This is a genomic window from Bacillus sp. FSL R5-0523, assembly GCF_037975295.1.
Taxonomy (GTDB): Bacteria; Bacillota; Bacilli; order Bacillales; family Bacillaceae; genus Bacillus; species Bacillus subtilis.
In genome coordinates this window covers 2,778,679-2,798,455 of record NZ_CP150251.1, presented here as the reverse complement: position 1 = coordinate 2,798,455, position 19,777 = coordinate 2,778,679, and the positions used below count along the sequence as shown (strand labels likewise).

Below are 19,777 nucleotides of genomic sequence, written 5' to 3'. Positions count from 1 at the left end.
TAAGCTATATAAATAAAAAAGAGCAGATTCAAATCAGCCGGCAAATGTGATTATGAAACATATCGTTAAGAAATAAAAGTACGTACTTTGAAGTGCTATAGTCACTTTTTGGTGCCTGTGAGGAGAATGGATTGTATGGAGAAGAAAAAATATAACATTTCTGTTGAAGCGACTCTTGAAGTGATCGGTGGGAAATGGAAATGCGTCATTTTATGCCATCTGACGCACGGAAAAAAACGCACAAGCGAATTAAAACGCCTAATGCCCAACATCACGCAAAAAATGCTGACTCAGCAGCTGCGCGAGCTGGAAGCGGACGGTGTCATTAACCGAATCGTATATAATCAAGTTCCTCCCAAAGTGGAATACGAGCTCAGCGAATACGGCCGCAGCTTAGAAGGGATTTTAGATATGCTGTGTGCTTGGGGAGCGAATCATATTAACAGAGTGTACGGGGATACATTTTCTGTGCTAGAAGAAAGTGTGCTCAATGATAAGTTAAAACAGGAATCATAAAGCATGAGGGCAGTCAGTGCGGAGCGCTGGCTGCTTTTTGGTTCTTACGCCTGATATTCTGTGCAAGAAAACATAAGATGCATCATAAATTAGCGTTATAATCGTTGATTTTTATCAATATGTACTGGCGAATTCGTTTTAATGTGTTATACTAATTTTAGATAGTAACAAATTAGGATGGCATAATTGATAAGGGGTGTCCAACATGAAGGTAAAAGTAGCGATCAACGGGTTTGGAAGAATCGGAAGAATGGTTTTTAGAAAAGCGATGTTAGACGATCAAATTCAAGTAGTGGCCATTAACGCCAGCTATTCCGCAGAAACGCTGGCTCATTTAATAAAGTATGACACAATTCACGGCAGATACGACAAAGAGGTTGTGGCTGGTGAAGACAGCCTGATCGTAAATGGAAAGAAAGTGCTTTTGTTAAACAGCCGTGATCCAAAACAGCTGCCTTGGCGGGAATATGATATTGACATAGTCGTCGAAGCAACAGGGAAGTTTAATGCTAAAGATAAAGCGATGGGCCATATAGAAGCAGGCGCAAAAAAAGTGATTTTGACCGCTCCGGGAAAAAATGAAGACGTTACCATTGTGATGGGCGTAAATGAGGACCAATTTGACGCTGAGCGCCACGTCATTATTTCAAATGCGTCATGCACGACAAATTGCCTTGCGCCTGTTGTAAAGGTGCTGGATGAAGAGTTTGGCATTGAGAGCGGTCTGATGACTACAGTTCATGCGTATACAAATGACCAAAAAAATATTGATAACCCGCACAAAGATTTGCGCCGGGCGCGGGCTTGCGGTGAATCCATCATTCCGACGACAACAGGAGCGGCAAAGGCGCTTTCACTTGTGCTGCCGCATCTGAAAGGAAAACTTCACGGCCTCGCCTTGCGTGTCCCTGTTCCGAACGTCTCATTGGTTGATCTCGTTGTTGATCTGAAAACGGATGTTACGGCTGAAGAAGTAAACGAGGCATTTAAACGCGCTGCCAAAACGTCGATGTACGGTGTACTTGATTACTCAGATGAACCGCTCGTTTCGACTGATTATAATACGAATCCGCATTCAGCGGTCATTGACGGGCTTACAACAATGGTAATGGAAGACAGGAAAGTAAAGGTGCTGGCGTGGTATGACAACGAATGGGGCTACTCCTGCAGAGTTGTTGATCTGATCCGCCATGTAGCGGCACGAATGAAACATCCTTCTGCTGTATAAAATAAGGTCATGGACACATTTTAAAGAAAAAACCCTTAACAACATATTTCTGAAAAAACGCACCTTGCAAATTAGACTTAAACACAGTATACTATTTTTCGTGAACTTCTTGCTTGAGACTGTTTCGGAATTACTTAAAGGGTTAGGACCTCTCCGGACTAACTTTCCCCCGTGGTAAATGGCCGACCCAGTTGTTGGAATTTCACTTTTTAATTCTTGTTAAGGGGGGTCCATGACTATGGAAACAATGGGGCGTCACGTTATCTCCGAGCTATGGGGATGCGATTTTGATAAGCTGAATGACATGGATTTTATTGAAAAAACGTTTGTAAATGCTGCTCTAAAATCAGGTGCTGAGGTGCGCGAGGTTGCATTTCACAAATTTGCACCGCAAGGCGTAAGCGGAGTTGTGATTATTTCTGAATCACACTTAACGATTCACAGTTTTCCTGAGCACGGATATGCGAGCATTGATGTTTATACTTGTGGAGACTTAGATCCTAATGTCGCTGCTGATTACATTGCAGAGGCATTACATGCTGATACAAGAGAAAACATTGAAATACCAAGAGGAATGGGGCCTGTGCAAATTAAACAGGCGCAAGCGAAAGTACTATAAAGTAAATTGCGAACACAAAGGGAGCTGAAGCTAGAAAGCCATTATGCGCTTTTTAGCTTATGCTCCTTTTATTTTTATAAAGAAACGAGAGTGTCAGCTTTTTCTTTTTTCATTTTTTTTGTAAAATAAGAAGGAGATTTTCACAAACCACCTAATGCTATAGAAACAAATTTAACAACGGCTCTCCCGACAGATGCTGTCACATCTATTTTTAAAAGGCGGAGGCTGCCGAAAATACATTGCAGGGAACGATATAGTTGGGAGCTGATTTTATTGAAATGTCCTTCATGCCAGCATAACGGAACACGAGTCCTTGATTCACGGCCTGTGGATGACGGAAAGTCGATTCGCCGAAGACGCGAGTGCGAATCCTGCCACTACCGGTTTACGACCTTTGAGAAAGTGGAGGAAACCCCGCTCATCGTCGTGAAAAAAGAAGGTGTGCGTGAGGAATTCAGCAGAGAAAAAATGCTGCGCGGGCTCATAAAAGCATGTGAAAAAAGGCCTGTTTCACTCAAAACGCTTGAAGACATGTGCTTTGATATTGAAAAAGAGCTTCGCAATCAAGGCTGCTCCGAGGTGAAAAGTGAGCTCGTCGGAGAAATGGTCATGGACCGGCTGGCTAAGATTGACGAAGTCGCATATGTGCGGTTCGCGTCCGTCTATCGGCAGTTTAAAGATATAAACGTCTTTATCGATGAATTAAAAGACTTAATAAAGAAAGAGCGTTAAAAGAGCTAAGAGGATTCTTCTAGCTCTTTTCTCATGTGCAAAATTGGCATTTGATAGATATAAGAAACGGTGTAAAATGAAAGGTAGAAACAAATTCGGAAGGTTTGAGAATGTATGGCTGACTATTGGAAAGATGTACTGCCTGTAGACCCGTATGTGGTTAAAAGCAGATCAATGCTGCAGGATATTGACAGACAAATTATTACACAACTGTACCAGCCCTTAATCGGCCCTGTTGCATTCTCTCTTTATATGACATTGTGGGGAGAGCTTGAACAAAACCGTCTGTGGGGCGGAGAGTCCACACATAGACAGCTGATGGGGATGACACAGTCCAACTTAAAAACGATCCATCAGGAACAGGGGAAGCTCGAGGGCATCGGATTGCTGAAAGTATATATGAAAGAATCCGAGCGGCAGGAGCGCCTCTTTATATATGAACTTCTTCCGCCGCTCAGACCGAATGAATTTTTTGAAGACGGAATGCTGAATGTTTTTCTGTATAATAGAGTCGGAAAAACGAAATATCAGCAATTAAAACAATTTTTTACGCACCCGGCCATTTCAGAAGATGCGAAGGACATTACGCGTCCGTTTAATCATGCGTTTGAATCGCTGCAGCCGAGTGAATGGAAGCTCACATCCGATATGGAGGAAACGGTAAGGCTTGCCGAGGGGACCGAGTATACTTCTGTCGGACAGTCTCCGTCCTACACCATAACGGAGGATGTGTTTGATTTTGATTTGTTTTTAGCGGGACTTTCTGAGACGATGATACCGAGAAAAGCGATGACCCAGCAGGTGCGGGACACAATCAAAAAGCTTTCTTATCTGTACGGAATTGACCCTTTGCAAATGCAAAATGTTGTGATGAGCGCAATTGATGAGCGTGACGTCATTACGACGGAGGCATTAAGAAAAGCGGCGAGCGACTGGTATCAAATTGAAAGAAACGGACAGCTGCCCGATTTGGTGGAAAAAACACAGCCGGTGCATCTGCGTGAAGGCGAAAAACCGGCAGAAGAGGATTCTTTGGATGGGAAGCTGATCGCATTGCTGGAGGCGATTTCCCCGAAGAAGCTTCTGCAGGACATTGCTGACGGAACAGAGCCGTCAAAAGCTGATCTGAAGATCATAGAAGAAATTATGTTCGAACAGAAGCTCGAGCCAGGCGTCACAAATGTGTTAATTTATTATGTCATGCTGAAAACCGACATGAAGCTGTCGAAAAACTATATCCAAAAAATCGCTTCGCATTGGGCACGCAAAAAGGTAAAAACGGTCAGGGAAGCGATGAAGCTCGCAATAGAAGAAAACCGCCAGTATCTTGAATGGGCTGAAGGAAAAACAAAGTCTTCGAAACGAAACCAAAAAGTGATTCGTGAAGAAAAGCTTCCTGATTGGATGACAGAAAAGGAAACAGCGTCTGACTCAGAATCCGGACAGCAGAAGCTGCATCCGCAGGATTTGGAAGAACAGAAGAAAAAGATGATGGAAGAAATGCAAAAACTGAAAAAATACTCTGCCTATTAAAGACAGAGATGCGGGGTGAAGGAATAGATGGAACCAATCGGCCGTTCCCTGCAGGGCGTAACCGGCAGGCCGGATTTCCAAAAACGTCTTGAACAAATGAAGGAAAAAGTCATGAAAGATCAAGATGTTCAAGTATTTTTGAAGGAAAACGAAGAAGTGATTGACCAAAAAATGATCGAAAAGAGCTTAAATAAGCTTTATGAATATATCGAACAAAGCAAGAATTGCTCCTATTGTTCGGAAGATGAAAACTGCAACAATTTGTTGGAGGGCTACCATCCGAAGCTTGTTGTCAATGGGCGGTCTATTGATATCGAGTATTATGAATGTCCAGTCAAACGGAAGCTCGACCAGCAGAAGAAACAAAAGTCTCTTATGAAAAGCATGTATATCCAGCAGGATCTTCTCGGAGCGACGTTCCAGCAAGTCGATATCAGTGACCCGAGCAGGCTCGCAATGTTTCAGCATGTTACAGACTTCCTGAAAAGCTATAATGAGACGGGAAAAGGGAAAGGATTATATTTATACGGGAAATTCGGGGTAGGAAAAACGTTTATGCTCGCTGCAATTGCCAATGAGCTGGCGGAAAAAGAGTACTCCTCCATGATTGTCTATGTGCCTGAATTTGTGAGAGAGCTTAAGAATTCGCTGCAAGACCAGACATTGGAAGAGAAGCTCAATATGGTAAAGACCACACCCGTATTGATGCTTGATGACATCGGAGCAGAATCAATGACAAGCTGGGTAAGGGATGAAGTCATCGGAACGGTGCTTCAGCACAGAATGTCCCAGCAGCTGCCTACTTTCTTTTCTTCTAATTTCTCACCTGACGAGCTGAAGCATCATTTTACGTATTCGCAAAGGGGGGAAAAGGAAGAAGTAAAAGCGGCAAGATTAATGGAGCGGATATTATATTTGGCTGCTCCGATCCGCCTTGACGGAGAAAACCGCCGCCATCAGTAACTGCTGCGGTTCAAAGGGGAAGGAACTGAGGGTATGAATCGAAAAACCGCTTTTAAATGGCTGGCAGTGCTGGCAGGTGCAGGTTTAATCTTTTGGGGAAATAAAATATATTTGAATGTATCGCCGAAAGAGATCAGGGTATGGGTATTGTCGTTCGGAGTCTTTGCACCTCTGATGTTTATCGGGATATCCATCGTCAGGCCACTTGTTTTATTTCCGGTGTCTGTTATTTCAATAGCTGGCGGACTTGCGTTTGGCCCGCTTCTCGGCACGTTTTATACGTTAGTCGGTTCAATGTGCGCTTCAGCTGTTTCGTTTTTTGCGGCCGGTTTGTTTGCGGCGAAAAAGCACGGGCATTACGAAAGGCTTGAAGCCATTCAGAAGCAAATGGAGGATAACGGATTTTTCTATATCTTTCTTTTGAGAATCCTGCCGATCAATTTTGATTTCGTCAGCTATGCGGCAGGCCTTTCCAATGTCAAAGCGCTGCCGTATTTTGCGGCGACGGCTGTGGGAATCATCCCTGGGACGATTGCGCTTAATGTGCTGGGTGCGAGCTTTTTGGCTGGCAATCTGCCCGCTTTCTTTATGGTGCTCGCTTTGTATATCGTGTTTATCTCATTGCCGTTCATCTTCAGAAAGAAAATGCAAAACTTGTTCCAGGAATCAAATTAAGATTTGCCAGTGACCTTTACGTCTATTTTAAAAACATCCCCCATATACTTGTAACAGATGCCGTAAGGGGGGACAAACATGCTTGAAATAATCTTTGAAGATGACCATGATGCAGCCGCTTTTTTACATCTCATTCAGCATTCGGACGATCGGAACAATATCATTGTCCGTGAAGGCATACGAAAAATCGGGATTGAAAAAGCGAATCCGGCTTTTCCTATTCAGCGTTTTATGGAGCCGATTCTGGTCAAATTTTTTTTGGAATGCAAAGAAGACGAGCATATGCTGTCATTGATTGAGGAAACGTATTGTTTCACGGACCAGGATGAACAGCAGCAAATCCTTCAGCTCGCACACAGTATTATTGAAGGTGAAGCAGACGATCTTCCGTTTGAGCCGCTGAAGCTTTCACGGAAACAATCTATTTTGGATGAACTCCAAACGATCTGTTTAGAGGAAGGAGTATTTTACATTCGCTCCTTTCAGACCTTCCGACTTGGATCATACTATAAGCAGCTGAGAGATATTACAGAAGCAGCGATTGATGAATATAAGATGGAACAGGAATATCAAAACTTTATTCAAACACTCAGAGACTATGTGAACGCCAAACAGCCGCGAATCAAAAAAGTGCATATTGTCCATGATGGTTCCTTTACATTATGGGAGCTGCGCTATGTGCCGGAACGGGAAAAAATGAAATACATAGACAGGAGATTTGTCCGGGATCATCCTATGTATATTGATTCTCATTTGCTCGCGCCGCTGATTTCCATTGCGCCTGATGAAGTCGTGCTTTATACCGACCAGCCCGAGCACATGATGGCAAGGACCATTCAAAACGTATTTCAAGAGAGAGTGGAAATGCTTCCGCTGCATGCTTTTACAGATGCAGAAATACCGGTGAAGCACTCGGAAGGATGAGGGCCGGCAGCCTGTCTATATAAGGCTGTCGGTTTAAAAAAGGAAACGCGATCGTGTTGATTTTTTGGATTGAACAATTTATAATACATAGGAGATTAAGAAAGACACACGTATTGATAAGGACACGAAGGAATGATACCGGCTCAAAGAGAGGGAAGCCCTGGCTGCAAGCTTCCCAGCTAAGGACCATTCGCTTTACCGCCTTTGAACTTCAGCTGTGAACCTCTTGAAAAGGAACAGTAATGGCTGACGGGAACTCCCGTTACAGAGCTTAGAGCCGCAGGTGCCGTATTGGCTTTGCGGAAAAAAGGGTGGAACCACGATTCCGTTTATTCAACCTCGTCCCTTTCATAGGGGGCGGGGTTTTTATATGCAAAAAAAGGAGTGACAAAGATGTCAGATATGGTAAAAATCACATTTCCTGATGGAGCAGTCAAGGAGTTTGCGAAAGGAACAACAACAGAAGATATCGCGGCATCCATCAGTCCGGGATTAAAGAAAAAATCATTAGCCGGAAAACTGAACGGAAAAGAAATCGATTTGAGAACGCCGATCAATGAAGACGGTACAGTGGAAATCATTACAGAAGGCTCAGAAGAAGGTCTTCAAATTATGCGCCACAGTACGGCTCACTTGCTGGCTCAAGCGATTAAACGCATCTACAAGGATGTTAAATTCGGCGTCGGTCCGGTTATCGAAAACGGGTTTTACTATGATGTAGAAATGGACGAAGCGATTACACCGGAGGATCTGCCGAAAATCGAGAAAGAAATGAAAAAAATCGTTAATGCGAACCTTCCGATCGTTCGAAAAGAAGTCAGCCGTGAAGAAGCGAAAGCCCGTTTTGCGGAAATCGGCGACGACCTGAAGCTTGAACTATTGGATGCGATTCCTGAAGGAGAAACCGTTTCGATTTATGAGCAAGGCGAATTCTTTGACCTGTGCCGCGGCGTCCACGTTCCTTCAACCGGAAAAATCAAAGAATTTAAGCTGTTAAGCCTTGCAGGCGCATACTGGCGCGGCGACAGCAAAAACCAAATGCTTCAGCGCGTATATGGTACAGCTTTCTTCAAAAAAGCTGATCTTGAAGAGCATCTTCGTATGCTAGAAGAAGCGAAAGAACGTGACCACAGAAAGCTCGGCAAAGAATTAAAGCTGTTTGCGAACTCTCAAAAAGTCGGACAAGGCCTGCCGCTTTGGCTGCCAAAAGGCGCGACAATCCGCCGCGTCATCGAGCGCTACATTGTTGATAAAGAAATCAGCCTCGGCTATGAGCACGTATACACACCTGTGCTAGGCAGCAAAGAGCTGTATGAAACATCAGGACACTGGGATCATTATCAGGAAGGCATGTTCCCTCCGATGGAAATGGACAATGAAACACTTGTATTGCGTCCGATGAACTGTCCGCACCATATGATGATTTACAAACAAGACATTCACAGTTACCGCGAGCTTCCGATTCGTATTGCAGAGCTTGGAACGATGCACCGCTATGAAATGTCAGGTGCGCTGTCAGGGCTTCAACGGGTACGCGGAATGACGTTAAATGATGCACACATCTTTGTGCGCCCGGATCAAATTAAGGATGAGTTTATCCGTACAGTCCGTTTAATCCAGGATGTTTATGAAGACTTCGGTTTAAGTGATTACACATTCCGTCTGTCTTACCGCGATCCGGAAGATACAGAGAAATATTTTGATGACGATGAAATGTGGAACAAAGCGCAATCCATGCTGAAAGAGGCAATGGACGAAATCGGCCACGACTATTACGAAGCAGAAGGTGAAGCGGCATTCTACGGCCCTAAACTTGATGTTCAGGTGAAAACTGCGATCGGAAAAGAAGAAACACTGTCTACGGTTCAGCTTGATTTCTTATTGCCGGAACGTTTCGACCTGACATACATCGGTGAGGACGGCAAGCAGCACCGTCCGGTTGTCATTCACAGAGGTGTCGTTTCAACAATGGAACGCTTTGTTGCTTTCTTAATCGAAGAACACAAAGGCGCGCTGCCGACATGGCTTGCACCGGTTCAGTTCCAAGTCATCCCGGTTTCTCCGGCTGTGCATTTAGACTACGCGAAAAAAGTGCAGGAACGCCTGCAGCGTGAAGGCCTGCGTGTTGAAGTCGACAGCCGCGATGAAAAAATCGGCTACAAAATCCGTGAAGCGCAAATGCAAAAAATCCCGTACATGCTGGTGGTCGGTGACCAAGAAGCAGAAAACAGCGCGGTAAACGTGCGTAAATACGGAGAACAGAACTCTGAAACGATTTCTCTTGATGAGTTTGTGAAAAAGGCAGTAGCTGAAGCGAAAAAATAAAATAAAAAGCATGATCTCATTGAAGAGATCATGCTTTTTTATTTCTCTAATATAGGAAACAAATCATGAAGGCTGCTGATGATGTAATCAGGCGTTACGTCAGTTTCGTTTTTCTTATCCATCCGGTTGATCCAAACGGTTTTGATTCCGGCTCTTGAAGCGCCTAAAATATCAGTATTCAAATTATCGCCGACCATGATGGCATCGTCTTTTTCAATATTCATCAGCTTAAGGCAGTGTTCAAAAATTGAAACATCCGGCTTGCCCTTGCCGAATGCGCCTGAGATGACGATTTCATTGAAGTAAGGAGCGAGCTCAGGTACGCCGGCAAGCTTCTCCTTTTGCAGACTCGGATCGCCATTTGTCAAAAGCAATAATTCATACTTGCCTTTTAATTGATCGAGTACAGCAAAAGTTTCATCATATACAAACGGGCGCTTTCTGCGCTCTGCCGCAAAAAACTCTCCCAAGTATTCGCCATATGCAGGATCATCAATCCCAAGCGCTTTCAGTCCGTTTGTCCATGCATTTCTTCTGTACTCCGGCACAATCTTGTTCAGCTTTTGAAAGCCTTCACTGATTGGCTCTGAGAAATTGGACCACAGTCCTTCAAACGGGTTAATGCCGATCATCACTGTATATGGATACGTCTCATATGACATGTACAATTCTCTCGCCGCTTCGCGAACAGCTGCTTCGAATTCCTCAGGGTCAAGGCCATATTTTTTCTCCGCCTGTAAGCAAGTTTCTGCAAATGTTGTTCTGACGCTTTTTTCGTCCCAAAGTAGTGTATCATCTAAATCAAAAAATACGGCTTTCATGATCTTCTCCTCTGCTTCAGATTCAAATCTTTCTGCCAAAAGGCTCATGTTTTATTTTACAATAGATAAAAGCCTTGTGAAATATGTTTTCAGACGATTTTAAAAAAACAGTCAGCCGTAAAACGAAAACATGCTAGAATGAAAACGGAAAGAACAGGTGACATGAATGATTCATTTAATGATTATGATGCTGGAGAGAGTGGGGATTATTGTTATATTAGGGTTCATTCTCGCCCATACGAAACTTTTCAGACAAGCTCTTCAGAATCAGGACGGCTATAAAGGAAAAGCGATTTTAATTTCAATTTTTTCTCTTTTCAGCATCATCAGCAATTATACAGGCATCGAAATTCAAAGAAATATGATTGTAAACAATGACTGGGTGTTTACGATAGATCCATCGGGCTCTATCGCGAATACCCGTATTTTGGGCGTGGAAATCGGGGGCCTTCTCGGAGGTCCGTTTGTAGGGGCTGGGATCGGCATACTGGCGGGCCTGCATCGTTTTTCACTCGGTGGCAGCACGGCTTTAAGCTGTGCCGTATCATCTATTTTAGCGGGTGTTCTTGCAGGCTTGATCGGCAGGTATTTTACGAAGCGATATCGAATGCCGACACCGCGCATCGCCGCTCTTGTGGGAATCGGCATGGAGTCACTGCAAATGATCATTATTTTGCTGATGGCAAAGCCGTTCAGTGACGCTTGGGAGCTTGTCAGCATGATCGGAATTCCGATGATACTCATCAATGGAACAGGCAGTTTTATTTTTCTGTCTATTATTCAAGCGATCATTCGCAAGGAAGAACAGGCAAGAGCTCTCGAAACGCATCGAGTGCTGACGATTGCTGATCAGACACTTCCATTTTTTCGCCAAGGATTAAATGAAAACTCCTGTAAAAGTGTAGCGGCTATTATCCATAAGCTGACAGGAACAGATGCGGTGTCTCTCACTGATAAAGAAAAGATCCTTGCGCATGTCGGTGCGGGAATGGATCACCACATCCCATCGAAAAGTTTGATCACCGGCCTGTCCAAAAAGGTGATTAAAACAGGGCATATTATGAAGGCGATTTCGCAGGAAGAGATTGAATGCACGCATGCTGAATGCCCTTTGCACGCTGCAATTGTTCTGCCGCTGACATCGAACGGCAATACAATCGGCACCTTAAAAATGTACTTTAAAAGCCCGGCAGGCCTGAGTCAGGTAGAGGAGGAACTTGCCGAGGGGCTGGCCATGCTGTTTTCGACACAGCTTGAGCTTGGGGAAGCAGAGCTGCAAAGCAAACTTCTCAAGGATGCTGAAATTAAAGCGCTTCAAGCACAGGTGAATCCGCATTTTTTATTTAATGCGATCAACACGATTTCTGCGCTATGCCGTACAGATGTTGAAAAAACCCGTAAGCTCCTATTGCAGCTCAGTGTTTATTTTCGTTCAAACCTTCAAGGAGCGAGACAGCTGCTGATTCCGCTCTCAAAGGAGCTGAACCATCTTAACGCCTATTTGTCATTAGAACAGGCGCGTTTTCCCGGGAAATATAAAATTGAGCTTAATATCGACAGCAGACTGGAGCAGATTGAAATCCCTCCGTTTGTTTTGCAGGTGCTTGTCGAGAACGCGCTTCGGCACGCGTTTCCGAAAAAACAAGACATATGCAAGGTTACAGTCTGTGTCTTATCTGATGATGCATCCGTCTATATGAAGGTGGCGGATAACGGACGCGGAATTCCGCCGGACGTCTTGCCGGAACTGGGAAAGAAACCGTTTCCGTCTAAGGAGGGAACCGGTACAGCGCTTTATAACCTAAATCAGCGGCTGATCGGTTTATTCGGACAGCAGGCTGCACTGCATATCAGCAGTGAGGTTCATAAAGGGACAGAGGTTTCCTTTCAAGTGCCAATGCAACAGATGAAAGAGGGAGAAGAACATGCTCAGGGTGTTAATAGTTGATGATGAGATGCTGGCAAGGGATGAACTGGCTTACTTGCTTAAGCGGACCAATGAGGAAATGGAAATCAATGAAGCGGAAAATATCGAATCCGCTTTTGACCAAATGATGGATCAAAAACCTGATTTGCTGTTTTTAGACGTTGATTTATCCGGAGAAAACGGTTTTGATATCGCAAAGCGATTGAAGAAAATGAAGCATCCTCCTGCTGTTGTGTTTGCGACAGCGTATGACCAGTATGCGCTCAAAGCGTTTGAGGTGGACGCTCTTGATTATTTAACCAAGCCTTTCGATGAAGAAAGAATTCAGCAAACGCTGAAAAAATATAAAAAAGTCAATCGGGATATTGTAGAAACAGAGCAAAACAGCCATGCCGGCCAGCACAAGCTCGCGCTATCTGTGGGGGAATCGATTGTGATTGTGGATACGAAGGACATTATCTATGCCGGAACAGAAGATGGTCATGTCAATGTAAAAACCTTCGATCATTCTTATACGGTCAGCGATACACTCGTTGTGATTGAGAAAAAGCTGCCGGATTCTGATTTTATCCGCGTCCATCGGAGCTTTGTCGTGAATACTGAATATATTAAAGAAATTCAGCCATGGTTTAATTCAACGTATAATCTGATCATGAAAGACGGATCGAAAATACCGGTCAGCCGGACATATGCGAAGGAATTGAAAAAGCTGCTCCATATTTGATGGGCGGCTTTTTGCATTTCAGCCATTTGATTCTGCAACTCAGATCCGCTATACGGCATGTTATCTTGTAAGCGCTTTATAACAGGGAATTCTTATTTATAATGAGGGTACCAAAGAGAAAGAGGTGAAGAAAATGAGTGCTAAAAAAGTGTACGGGTTTTTAACACAAGCATTTATTTTTGCCGTCATTATGCTGGTTTCAAATATGATTGCCGCTATTGTCCCAATACCTATCCCGGCATCGGTTGTAGGGTTGGTCTTATTATTTCTCCTATTATGTTTGAAAGTCATTAAACTGGAACAAGTGGAAACGCTCGGAACGTCTTTAACCTCTCTGATCGGATTTTTATTTGTTCCATCAGGTATATCTGTTATGAATTCGCTTGGTGTGATGCAGCAATACGGCCTGCAAATTGTTCTTGTCATTCTGCTCGCAACGATTATTTTGCTGGGGGCTACGGGATTGTTTTCTCAGCTGATTCTGTCGCTGAGCGGAAAACGCAAAACCGAAGCGGACATGAAAACAAAAACAGTGCAAAGCCCGCAGAACAATAACGAACTCGTTCACCATTAAGGGAAACAGGAGGTTCTTCACATGGAAAGCACAATGAGTCCTTATTTTGGGATTGTCGTATCACTTGCTGCATTCGGCATCGGCACCTTTTTATTTAAGAAAACGAAAGGCTTCTTCCTTTTCACTCCTTTGTTTGTTGCCATGGTACTGGGGATCGCATTTTTAAAAATCGGCGGTTTTTCCTACGCGGATTATAATAACGGGGGAGAGATCATTAAGTTTTTCCTTGAACCGGCAACGATCGCATTTGCAATTCCTTTGTACAAACAAAGAGATAAGCTTAAAAAGTACTGGTGGCAAATCATGGCCTCCATTATTGCCGGCTCTATCTGCTCTGTCACGATTGTTTATCTGCTCGCTAAAGGCATTCATCTCGATTCGGCCGTAATGAAAAGCATGCTTCCGCAGGCGGCTACAACGGCAATTGCGCTTCCTTTATCAAAAGGCATCGGGGGCATCAGCGACATCACAGCCTTTGCGGTCATTTTTAACGCTGTCATCGTATATGCGCTCGGAGCATTGTTCTTGAAGGTGTTTAAAGTGAAAAATCCGATTTCTAAAGGATTGGCTCTTGGAACATCCGGACATGCACTTGGTGTAGCAGTCGGGATTGAGATGGGAGAAGTTGAAGCTGCGATGGCAAGTATTGCTGTTGTCGTAGTAGGAGTGGTAACGGTTCTGGTCATCCCTGTGTTCGTGCAGCTGATCGGAGGATAAGCCAAGGCTGAATGCCTTGGCTTTTTTTATTTTATGGTGCGTCTTCGGGATCGATATACCCTTGTTTAATGCCCCATTCTACTTGATCGTCATGCCACTTTTTTCGTTCTTCATAACCATAACCATCGTCATCAGGAAGCTCTGAAGCTGGCTGTTGAATGGTTTTATCTGTCTGACTCGAGGGAGATGGTGGATTTTTACTATTAGATGAGGGGGCCTCGGTCTGCTGCCGTTGTGCCTGTGATTGCCGCTTTTTCTCAGCGTTCGCTTTCTGCTCTTTTTGGATTGCTGCCTGCCGCTGTCTTTCAAGTTCAGCTTGTCTTTCCGCTTCCGCTAATCGCTGATTCTCTGCCGCCTGCTGCTCTGCTAATCGCTGTCTCTCCGCTTTTTCCTCCTGCTGTTTCTTTCGTTTCGCCTCCCGCTCTTTTTCAAGCTTTTTCTCAGCGGCGATTTGTCTTTGCTTTTCAGCTTCTTCTTTTGCCTTCCGCTTTCCTAACTCAGTAGCAAGTGGACTCTCCAACTTCATGTCCAATGAAACGGGTTTTAGTTTTTTTAGCTCTTTCTCCAGCTCCTTTTGAGGAAATGCTTCAGTTGTCTTAACAGTTTCGACTTTTGATTCGGAAGATGTGCTGCTATTCGAGCAACCGGTTAATATCAATGTGAAAAATAAAGCAAGCTGTATCAGTTTGTTCATGTGTCAGGCTCCCTTCTGCTTCTTATATCGGTCAGATATTAACTTTGTTTTACATTTCTTCCTGTCGGTGGTTTTGTTGTAAATTGCGAAATAAGGGGGGAATTGTTGGTTCTTTGCATTTTGGTGAGCTGAAAGATTTTCTTTTTCTCTCTTGCGCTCATAGAAAACCCATGTTACAATGTAAAAGTTGTTCCGGATAAGTCGTCCTTGACTAAAGATCCGGTATTGTGTAGAATAGTTATTGAATTGAATATAAATCACAAGCAGAAGCACCCGCTTCTCACCTGATTGACACATGCATGTAGTTGGCAGGTTGACCGTACATTTTTATTGATACAGATGTTCGTAGTGTGGGTGTTTTATAATGCCCACACTTTTTGTTTGCCTGCAAAATGCATTCAAAATGAGTTGTGAATCAATTCGAAGAAACTATGGAGGTGGCTCATTATTAGCAAAGATCAATTGGTTAATGAGGGTATCCGTGCACGTGAGGTCCGTTTAATCGGACAAAATGGCGACCAGCTTGGAATCAAGTCCCGTCAGGAAGCACTTGAAATCGCCGGCCGCGCAAATCTTGACCTTGTGTTAGTTGCAGCGAATGCAAAACCGCCTGTCTGCCGAATCATGGACTACGGTAAGTTCCGATTTGAGCAGCAGAAAAAGGAAAAAGAAGCACGCAAGAATCAAAAAATCATTAACTTAAAAGAAGTTCGGTTAAGTCCGACAATCGATGAGCATGACTTTAACACGAAATTGCGCAATGCGATTAAATTCCTTGAAAAAGGCGATAAAGTGAAAGCTTCTATCCGCTTTAAAGGACGCGCAATCACTCATAAAGAAATCGGTCAGCGTGTATTAGACCGTTTCTCCGAAGCATGTGCTGAGGTTGCGACAGTCGAAACAAAACCAAAAATGGACGGCCGCAGCATGTTCTTAATGCTCGCACCGAAAAACGAAAAGCAATAAGGAGGAAATCCCATGCCAAAAATGAAAACTCACCGCGGATCTGCTAAACGTTTTAAAAAGACAGGTTCTGGGAAGTTAAAACGTTCTCACGCGTACACAAGTCACTTATTCGCCAACAAATCTCAAAAGCAAAAGCGTAAGCTTCGCAAGAGTGCTGTTGTAAGCGCAGGAGACTTCAAACGTATCAAACAAATGCTTGCTAACATCAAGTAATCGGATAAGGAACAATTAGGAGGGAAATTCAATGCCAAGAGTAAAAGGCGGAACTGTTACACGTAAGCGTCGTAAAAAGGTTCTTAAATTAGCAAAAGGTTATTTCGGTTCAAAACATACATTATACAAAGTAGCTAACCAGCAGGTCATGAAATCTGGAAACTATGCTTTCCGTGACCGTCGTCAGAAAAAACGTGATTTCCGTAAACTTTGGATCACTCGTATCAACGCAGCTGCTCGCATGAACGGCCTTTCTTACAGCCGTTTAATGCACGGTCTTAAGCTTTCTGGTATCGAAGTAAACCGTAAAATGCTTGCTGATCTTGCTGTAAACGATCTTACTGCATTCAATCAGCTTGCTGATGCTGCTAAAGCTCAATTAAACAAGTAATCATATAGAGCCGCTCTCCAGCAGAGCGGCTTTTTCTATATAAAGGATGAGGCAACATGATTATTGCTGCTTATTTGGTGTTGATTAATCTGTGCGGTTTTTGGGTGATGGGCATTGACAAACGCAAAGCGCAGCAGCACAAGTGGAGAATTTCTGAAGACCGGCTGTGGCTGATAGCCATCGTGTTTGGAGCGCTCGGTGTCTGGCTTGGCATGCAAACCTTCAGACATAAAACGAAACACGCTTCTTTTAAGTACGGAGTACCGCTTCTTCTGGTAATTGAAGCGATTCTCATCGCTATTTACTACAGCCCGTTTGATTTATAAAAAGCAGAAAAGCGTTTAACGCTCTTCTGCTTTTTTTGCGAGTTTAATGGGCTGGTCCCAGTCAATCTTACAATTTGGATATCGTTCCAGCACTTTTTCTTCAATGCTCTCAAAATCTTTTGCAGAGAAATGCTTCAGCTTCTCAGGAGATTCTGTCCAGACAAAGATCGTGTGAATAAACAGCGGATGATCCTTGGAAGGAATATGCTTTTCTCCCTCAAAAAGCACGCCTTTATACGTCAGCTGAAAATTCTTCCGGGTATTGTTTTGTTCATCAATAATATAAAAATGTTCTTTTGATTGGGCCAGCTTAAGCCTTCTCTTAGGATTCGCGACATATTTGACCACGGCATAAATACAATAAGCAAAAAGTGCAAGCAAAATAATCCTTAGAACCATGACAAACATTGTGTGAAGGCACCTCCCTTATTGTGATGATCTGATGTAATACGAAAAGCATAGAAAAAGGTTTCACTTTTTCTAAAAGAAAGCTGTAAAAACATATACCCGATTTTCAAGTGAAATAGTCGTATGGTTAGCGCCATGTTTTGTATAATAAGAATGCAGGACTGATGAAGGAGGGTTTGGAACATGGCAAAATTAGATGAAACATTGACCATGCTGAAAGATTTAACAGATGCAAAAGGCATACCGGGCAATGAAAGAGAAGTAAGGCAAGTGATGAAATCATACATAGAACCATTTGCTGATGAGGTGACAACAGATCGCCTGGGCAGTTTGATTGCCAAAAAAACTGGTGCAGAAAACGGCCCGAAAATTATGATCGCCGGACATTTGGATGAAGTCGGCTTTATGGTGACACAAATCACAGATAAAGGCTTTATCCGTTTTCAAACTGTTGGCGGCTGGTGGGCTCAGGTTATGCTTGCCCAGCGCGTCACCATTGTCACAAAAAAAGGAGAAATCACAGGGGTTATCGGCTCTAAGCCGCCGCATATTTTATCTCCTGAAGCAAGAAAAAAATCAGTGGAAATAAAAGACATGTTTATTGATATTGGAGCTTCAAGCCGGGAAGAAGCCTTGGAGTGGGGTGTACTCCCGGGAGATATGATCGTTCCGCATTTTGAATTTACGGTCATGAACAATGAAAAATTCCTACTCGCAAAGGCCTGGGACAACCGCATCGGCTGTGCGATTGCAATTGATGTGTTAAGAAACTTACAAAACACAGACCATCCAAATATAGTATATGGCGTCGGAACCGTGCAGGAGGAAGTCGGCCTGAGGGGAGCGAAAACGGCTGCACACACCATTCAGCCTGATATTGCGTTTGGTGTTGATGTAGGGATAGCAGGAGACACGCCTGGCATTTCCGAGAAGGAAGCGCAGAGCAAAATGGGCAAAGGCCCGCAGATTATCGTTTACGATGCATCCATGGTCTCTCACAAAGGTTTGCGCGATGCAGTTGTAGCCACTGCGGAGGAAGCCGGCATTCCGTACCAATTTGATGCCATTGCCGGCGGCGGAACTGATTCGGGTGCCATCCATTTGACGGCAAATGGCGTTCCTGCGCTGTCCATTACCATTGCAACCCGCTACATTCATACGCACGCGGCCATGCTGCATCGTGATGATTATGAAAACGCGGTAAAGTTAATTACAGAAGTCATTAAGAAGTTAGACCGAAAAACGGTTGACGAAATTACGTACCAATAAAAAGATACGGAAGAATCCGCCTATTGAGGCGGATTCTATTTTTTTGTCTGTACAAATTACAGCATAGTGACTACAATAAAGAGGATACCGAAAATTTCCTGAACATGACGATATACGACACGCAGCTCGATTTGACAGGAAGGGAGGATAAACAATCTAATTTGTAAGCGCTCTCTAATATAAAGGAGGTTGAACAAAATTGAAAAAGAAAAAAACATGGAAACGCTTCTTACACTTTTCGAGTGCCGCTCTGGCTGCAGGTTTGATATTCACTTCCGCTGCTCCTGCAGAGGCAGCATTTTGGGGTGCATCCAATGAGCTGCTTCATGACCCGACTATGATTAAAGAGGGGAGCTCATGGTATGCGCTCGGAACAGGGCTTAATGAAGAACGGGGACTGCGGGTGTTGAAGTCTTCAGACGCTAAAAATTGGACCGTACAAAGATCTATTTTCAGTACACCGCTATCGTGGTGGTCCAATTATGTGCCGAATTATGGTCAAAACCAGTGGGCGCCGGACATCCAATACTATAACGGCAAGTACTGGCTGTATTATTCCGTTTCTTCTTTTGGAAGCAATACATCTGCCATTGGCCTGGCATCTTCAACAAGCATCAGTTCGGGGAGCTGGAAGGACGAGGGCTTGGTGATTCGTTCGACAAGCTCAAATAATTATAACGCCATTGATCCGGAGCTGACATTCGACAAGGATGGCAACCCGTGGCTCGCGTTCGGCTCGTTTTGGACCGGCATTAAGCTGACCAAGCTCGATAAGAGTACGATGAAGCCTACAGGTTCGCTCTATTCGATTGCAGCCAGACCGAATAATGGCGGTGCGCTGGAGGCCCCTACTCTGACGTATCAAAATGGTTACTATTATTTAATGGTTTCCTTTGATAAATGCTGTGACGGGGTAAACAGTACGTACAAAATTGCTTACGGAAGATCCAAAAACATTACAGGCCCTTATCTTGATAAAAGCGGAAAAAGCATGCTTGAAGGAGGAGGTACCATTTTGGATTCGGGCAATGACCAATGGAAAGGGCCTGGAGGCCAGGATATTGTAAATGGAAATATTCTTGTTCGCCATGCCTATGATGCCAATGACAATGGCATTCCGAAGCTTCTCATCAATGATTTGAATTGGAGCTCGGGCTGGCCGTCCTATTGAATCAAAAAGCCGGGCTCTGCCCCCGGCTTTTTTTAAAAGAAAAGATTGACAGTATAATAGG

General features: G+C 43.9%; 22 protein-coding genes and 1 other annotated feature. Of the genes, 19 read left to right on the top strand and 3 right to left on the bottom strand.

What is annotated here, in order from left to right; genetic code table 11:
* Window positions 1–135: 135 nt before the first annotated feature.
* The 9 genes from NYE53_RS14390 (at window position 136) to thrS (ending at window position 9,515) form a co-directional block, all read left to right on the top strand.
* Window positions 136–516, top strand: coding sequence for a winged helix-turn-helix transcriptional regulator (locus NYE53_RS14390; protein WP_003229458.1), 381 nt, complete (start codon window positions 136–138; stop codon window positions 514–516).
* A 205-nt stretch (window positions 517–721) separates the two neighbouring features.
* Window positions 722–1,744, top strand: coding sequence for a glyceraldehyde-3-phosphate dehydrogenase (locus NYE53_RS14385; RefSeq protein ID WP_003229459.1), 1,023 nt, complete (start codon window positions 722–724; stop codon window positions 1,742–1,744).
* A gap of 238 nt (window positions 1,745–1,982) precedes the next feature.
* Window positions 1,983–2,363 (top strand): adenosylmethionine decarboxylase, encoded by a 381-nt coding sequence (gene speD / locus NYE53_RS14380; RefSeq protein WP_003223584.1) that lies wholly within the window; start codon window positions 1,983–1,985, stop codon window positions 2,361–2,363.
* Window positions 2,364–2,636: 273 nt separating this feature from the next.
* Complete coding sequence (gene nrdR, locus NYE53_RS14375) at window positions 2,637–3,095, top strand: transcriptional regulator NrdR (RefSeq protein WP_003223586.1); 459 nt, start codon at window positions 2,637–2,639, stop codon at window positions 3,093–3,095.
* A 114-nt stretch (window positions 3,096–3,209) separates the two neighbouring features.
* Complete coding sequence (gene dnaB / locus NYE53_RS14370) at window positions 3,210–4,628, top strand: replication initiation membrane attachment protein DnaB (protein ID WP_251233310.1); 1,419 nt, start codon at window positions 3,210–3,212, stop codon at window positions 4,626–4,628.
* A gap of 27 nt (window positions 4,629–4,655) precedes the next feature.
* The gene (dnaI, locus tag NYE53_RS14365; protein ID WP_339245297.1) at window positions 4,656–5,591 is read left to right on the top strand and encodes a primosomal protein DnaI; all 936 of its coding nucleotides are present in this window, start codon (window positions 4,656–4,658) and stop codon (window positions 5,589–5,591) included.
* A 33-nt stretch (window positions 5,592–5,624) separates the two neighbouring features.
* Window positions 5,625–6,266, top strand: a complete 642-nt coding sequence (locus tag NYE53_RS14360) for a TVP38/TMEM64 family protein (RefSeq protein WP_268548203.1) — start codon at window positions 5,625–5,627, stop codon at window positions 6,264–6,266.
* Window positions 6,267–6,344: 78 nt separating this feature from the next.
* Window positions 6,345–7,190 carry a putative sporulation protein YtxC gene (gene ytxC, locus NYE53_RS14355; protein WP_021480288.1) on the top strand — a complete coding sequence of 282 codons (846 nt, stop codon included), beginning with the start codon at window positions 6,345–6,347 and terminating at the stop codon, window positions 7,188–7,190.
* 393 nt (window positions 7,191–7,583) lie between these two features.
* Window positions 7,584–9,515 (top strand): threonine--tRNA ligase, encoded by a 1,932-nt coding sequence (thrS, locus tag NYE53_RS14350; RefSeq protein WP_041336281.1) that lies wholly within the window; start codon window positions 7,584–7,586, stop codon window positions 9,513–9,515.
* Window positions 9,516–9,553: 38 nt separating this feature from the next.
* Here thrS and NYE53_RS14345 read toward each other — a convergent pair whose 3' ends face one another.
* Window positions 9,554–10,336, bottom strand: a complete 783-nt coding sequence (locus NYE53_RS14345; protein WP_123372932.1) for an HAD family hydrolase — start codon at window positions 10,334–10,336, stop codon at window positions 9,554–9,556.
* Between the two features lie 166 nt (window positions 10,337–10,502).
* On the opposite strand from NYE53_RS14345, the gene lytS reads away from it, so the two are divergent.
* From lytS to lrgB, 4 genes are all read left to right on the top strand, one after another.
* A complete protein-coding gene (gene lytS, locus NYE53_RS14340) occupies window positions 10,503–12,284 on the top strand; it encodes a two-component system sensor histidine kinase LytS (RefSeq protein ID WP_003229477.1) in 1,782 nt (593 codons plus the stop codon).
* Entirely contained in the window at window positions 12,262–12,987 is a 726-nt protein-coding gene (gene lytT / locus NYE53_RS14335; protein WP_015251493.1) for a two-component system response regulator LytT, read from the top strand. Before lytS ends, lytT begins: the two co-directional genes overlap by 23 nt.
* Window positions 12,988–13,120: 133 nt before the next feature.
* Window positions 13,121–13,561 (top strand): antiholin-like murein hydrolase modulator LrgA, encoded by a 441-nt coding sequence (gene lrgA, locus NYE53_RS14330; RefSeq protein WP_004399155.1) that lies wholly within the window; start codon window positions 13,121–13,123, stop codon window positions 13,559–13,561.
* 21 nt (window positions 13,562–13,582) lie between these two features.
* Entirely contained in the window at window positions 13,583–14,278 is a 696-nt protein-coding gene (lrgB, locus tag NYE53_RS14325) for an antiholin-like protein LrgB (RefSeq protein ID WP_003229482.1), read from the top strand.
* 31 nt (window positions 14,279–14,309) lie between these two features.
* Here lrgB and NYE53_RS14320 read toward each other — a convergent pair whose 3' ends face one another.
* Window positions 14,310–14,972 (bottom strand): hypothetical protein, encoded by a 663-nt coding sequence (locus NYE53_RS14320; RefSeq protein WP_339245293.1) that lies wholly within the window; start codon window positions 14,970–14,972, stop codon window positions 14,310–14,312.
* Window positions 14,973–15,227: 255 nt separating this feature from the next.
* Window positions 15,228–15,358 (top strand) — a sequence feature (ribosomal protein L20 leader region).
* Window positions 15,359–15,416: 58 nt separating this feature from the next.
* Between NYE53_RS14320 and infC the strand changes: the two genes are divergently transcribed.
* The 4 genes from infC to NYE53_RS14300 are packed head-to-tail and all read left to right on the top strand — an operon-like array spanning window position 15,417 to window position 16,868.
* A complete protein-coding gene (gene infC / locus NYE53_RS14315) occupies window positions 15,417–15,938 on the top strand; it encodes a translation initiation factor IF-3 (RefSeq protein ID WP_010886591.1) in 522 nt (173 codons plus the stop codon).
* A 12-nt stretch (window positions 15,939–15,950) separates the two neighbouring features.
* Window positions 15,951–16,151, top strand: coding sequence for a 50S ribosomal protein L35 (rpmI, locus tag NYE53_RS14310; RefSeq protein WP_003222418.1), 201 nt, complete (start codon window positions 15,951–15,953; stop codon window positions 16,149–16,151).
* 31 nt (window positions 16,152–16,182) lie between these two features.
* Window positions 16,183–16,542 carry a 50S ribosomal protein L20 gene (gene rplT / locus NYE53_RS14305; RefSeq protein ID WP_003222420.1) on the top strand — a complete coding sequence of 120 codons (360 nt, stop codon included), beginning with the start codon at window positions 16,183–16,185 and terminating at the stop codon, window positions 16,540–16,542.
* Between the two features lie 56 nt (window positions 16,543–16,598).
* A complete protein-coding gene (locus NYE53_RS14300; protein ID WP_003229490.1) occupies window positions 16,599–16,868 on the top strand; it encodes a DUF1294 domain-containing protein in 270 nt (89 codons plus the stop codon).
* A gap of 15 nt (window positions 16,869–16,883) precedes the next feature.
* On the opposite strand, the gene ysdB is transcribed toward NYE53_RS14300, so the two are convergent.
* Window positions 16,884–17,276 carry a sigma W pathway protein YsdB gene (ysdB, locus tag NYE53_RS14295; protein ID WP_029318219.1) on the bottom strand — a complete coding sequence of 131 codons (393 nt, stop codon included), beginning with the start codon at window positions 17,274–17,276 and terminating at the stop codon, window positions 16,884–16,886.
* Between the two features lie 183 nt (window positions 17,277–17,459).
* On the opposite strand from ysdB, the gene NYE53_RS14290 reads away from it, so the two are divergent.
* Together NYE53_RS14290 and abnA are read left to right on the top strand one after the other, a co-directional pair.
* Complete coding sequence (locus NYE53_RS14290) at window positions 17,460–18,545, top strand: M42 family metallopeptidase (protein WP_003229495.1); 1,086 nt, start codon at window positions 17,460–17,462, stop codon at window positions 18,543–18,545.
* A gap of 199 nt (window positions 18,546–18,744) precedes the next feature.
* A complete protein-coding gene (gene abnA / locus NYE53_RS14285; RefSeq protein ID WP_268555689.1) occupies window positions 18,745–19,716 on the top strand; it encodes an arabinan endo-1,5-alpha-L-arabinosidase AbnA in 972 nt (323 codons plus the stop codon).
* Window positions 19,717–19,777: the final 61 nt, after the last annotated feature.

Coding starts and splice junctions, on each gene's coding strand:
- dnaI (WP_339245297.1), top strand. CDS start 4,656: ATGGAACCAATCGGCCGTTCCCTGCAGGGCGTAACCGGCAGGCCGGAT.
- speD (WP_003223584.1), top strand. CDS start 1,983: ATGGAAACAATGGGGCGTCACGTTATCTCCGAGCTATGGGGATGCGAT.
- lrgB (WP_003229482.1), top strand. CDS start 13,583: ATGGAAAGCACAATGAGTCCTTATTTTGGGATTGTCGTATCACTTGCT.
- thrS (WP_041336281.1), top strand. CDS start 7,584: ATGTCAGATATGGTAAAAATCACATTTCCTGATGGAGCAGTCAAGGAG.
- ysdB (WP_029318219.1), bottom strand. CDS start 17,276: ATGTTTGTCATGGTTCTAAGGATTATTTTGCTTGCACTTTTTGCTTAT.
- NYE53_RS14345 (WP_123372932.1), bottom strand. CDS start 10,336: ATGAAAGCCGTATTTTTTGATTTAGATGATACACTACTTTGGGACGAA.
- lytS (WP_003229477.1), top strand. CDS start 10,503: ATGATTCATTTAATGATTATGATGCTGGAGAGAGTGGGGATTATTGTT.
- NYE53_RS14390 (WP_003229458.1), top strand. CDS start 136: ATGGAGAAGAAAAAATATAACATTTCTGTTGAAGCGACTCTTGAAGTG.
- dnaB (WP_251233310.1), top strand. CDS start 3,210: ATGGCTGACTATTGGAAAGATGTACTGCCTGTAGACCCGTATGTGGTT.
- NYE53_RS14300 (WP_003229490.1), top strand. CDS start 16,599: ATGATTATTGCTGCTTATTTGGTGTTGATTAATCTGTGCGGTTTTTGG.
- rplT (WP_003222420.1), top strand. CDS start 16,183: ATGCCAAGAGTAAAAGGCGGAACTGTTACACGTAAGCGTCGTAAAAAG.
- NYE53_RS14360 (WP_268548203.1), top strand. CDS start 5,625: ATGAATCGAAAAACCGCTTTTAAATGGCTGGCAGTGCTGGCAGGTGCA.
- lrgA (WP_004399155.1), top strand. CDS start 13,121: ATGAGTGCTAAAAAAGTGTACGGGTTTTTAACACAAGCATTTATTTTT.
- ytxC (WP_021480288.1), top strand. CDS start 6,345: ATGCTTGAAATAATCTTTGAAGATGACCATGATGCAGCCGCTTTTTTA.
- NYE53_RS14320 (WP_339245293.1), bottom strand. CDS start 14,972: ATGAACAAACTGATACAGCTTGCTTTATTTTTCACATTGATATTAACC.
- NYE53_RS14290 (WP_003229495.1), top strand. CDS start 17,460: ATGGCAAAATTAGATGAAACATTGACCATGCTGAAAGATTTAACAGAT.
- NYE53_RS14385 (WP_003229459.1), top strand. CDS start 722: ATGAAGGTAAAAGTAGCGATCAACGGGTTTGGAAGAATCGGAAGAATG.
- lytT (WP_015251493.1), top strand. CDS start 12,262: ATGCTCAGGGTGTTAATAGTTGATGATGAGATGCTGGCAAGGGATGAA.
- rpmI (WP_003222418.1), top strand. CDS start 15,951: ATGCCAAAAATGAAAACTCACCGCGGATCTGCTAAACGTTTTAAAAAG.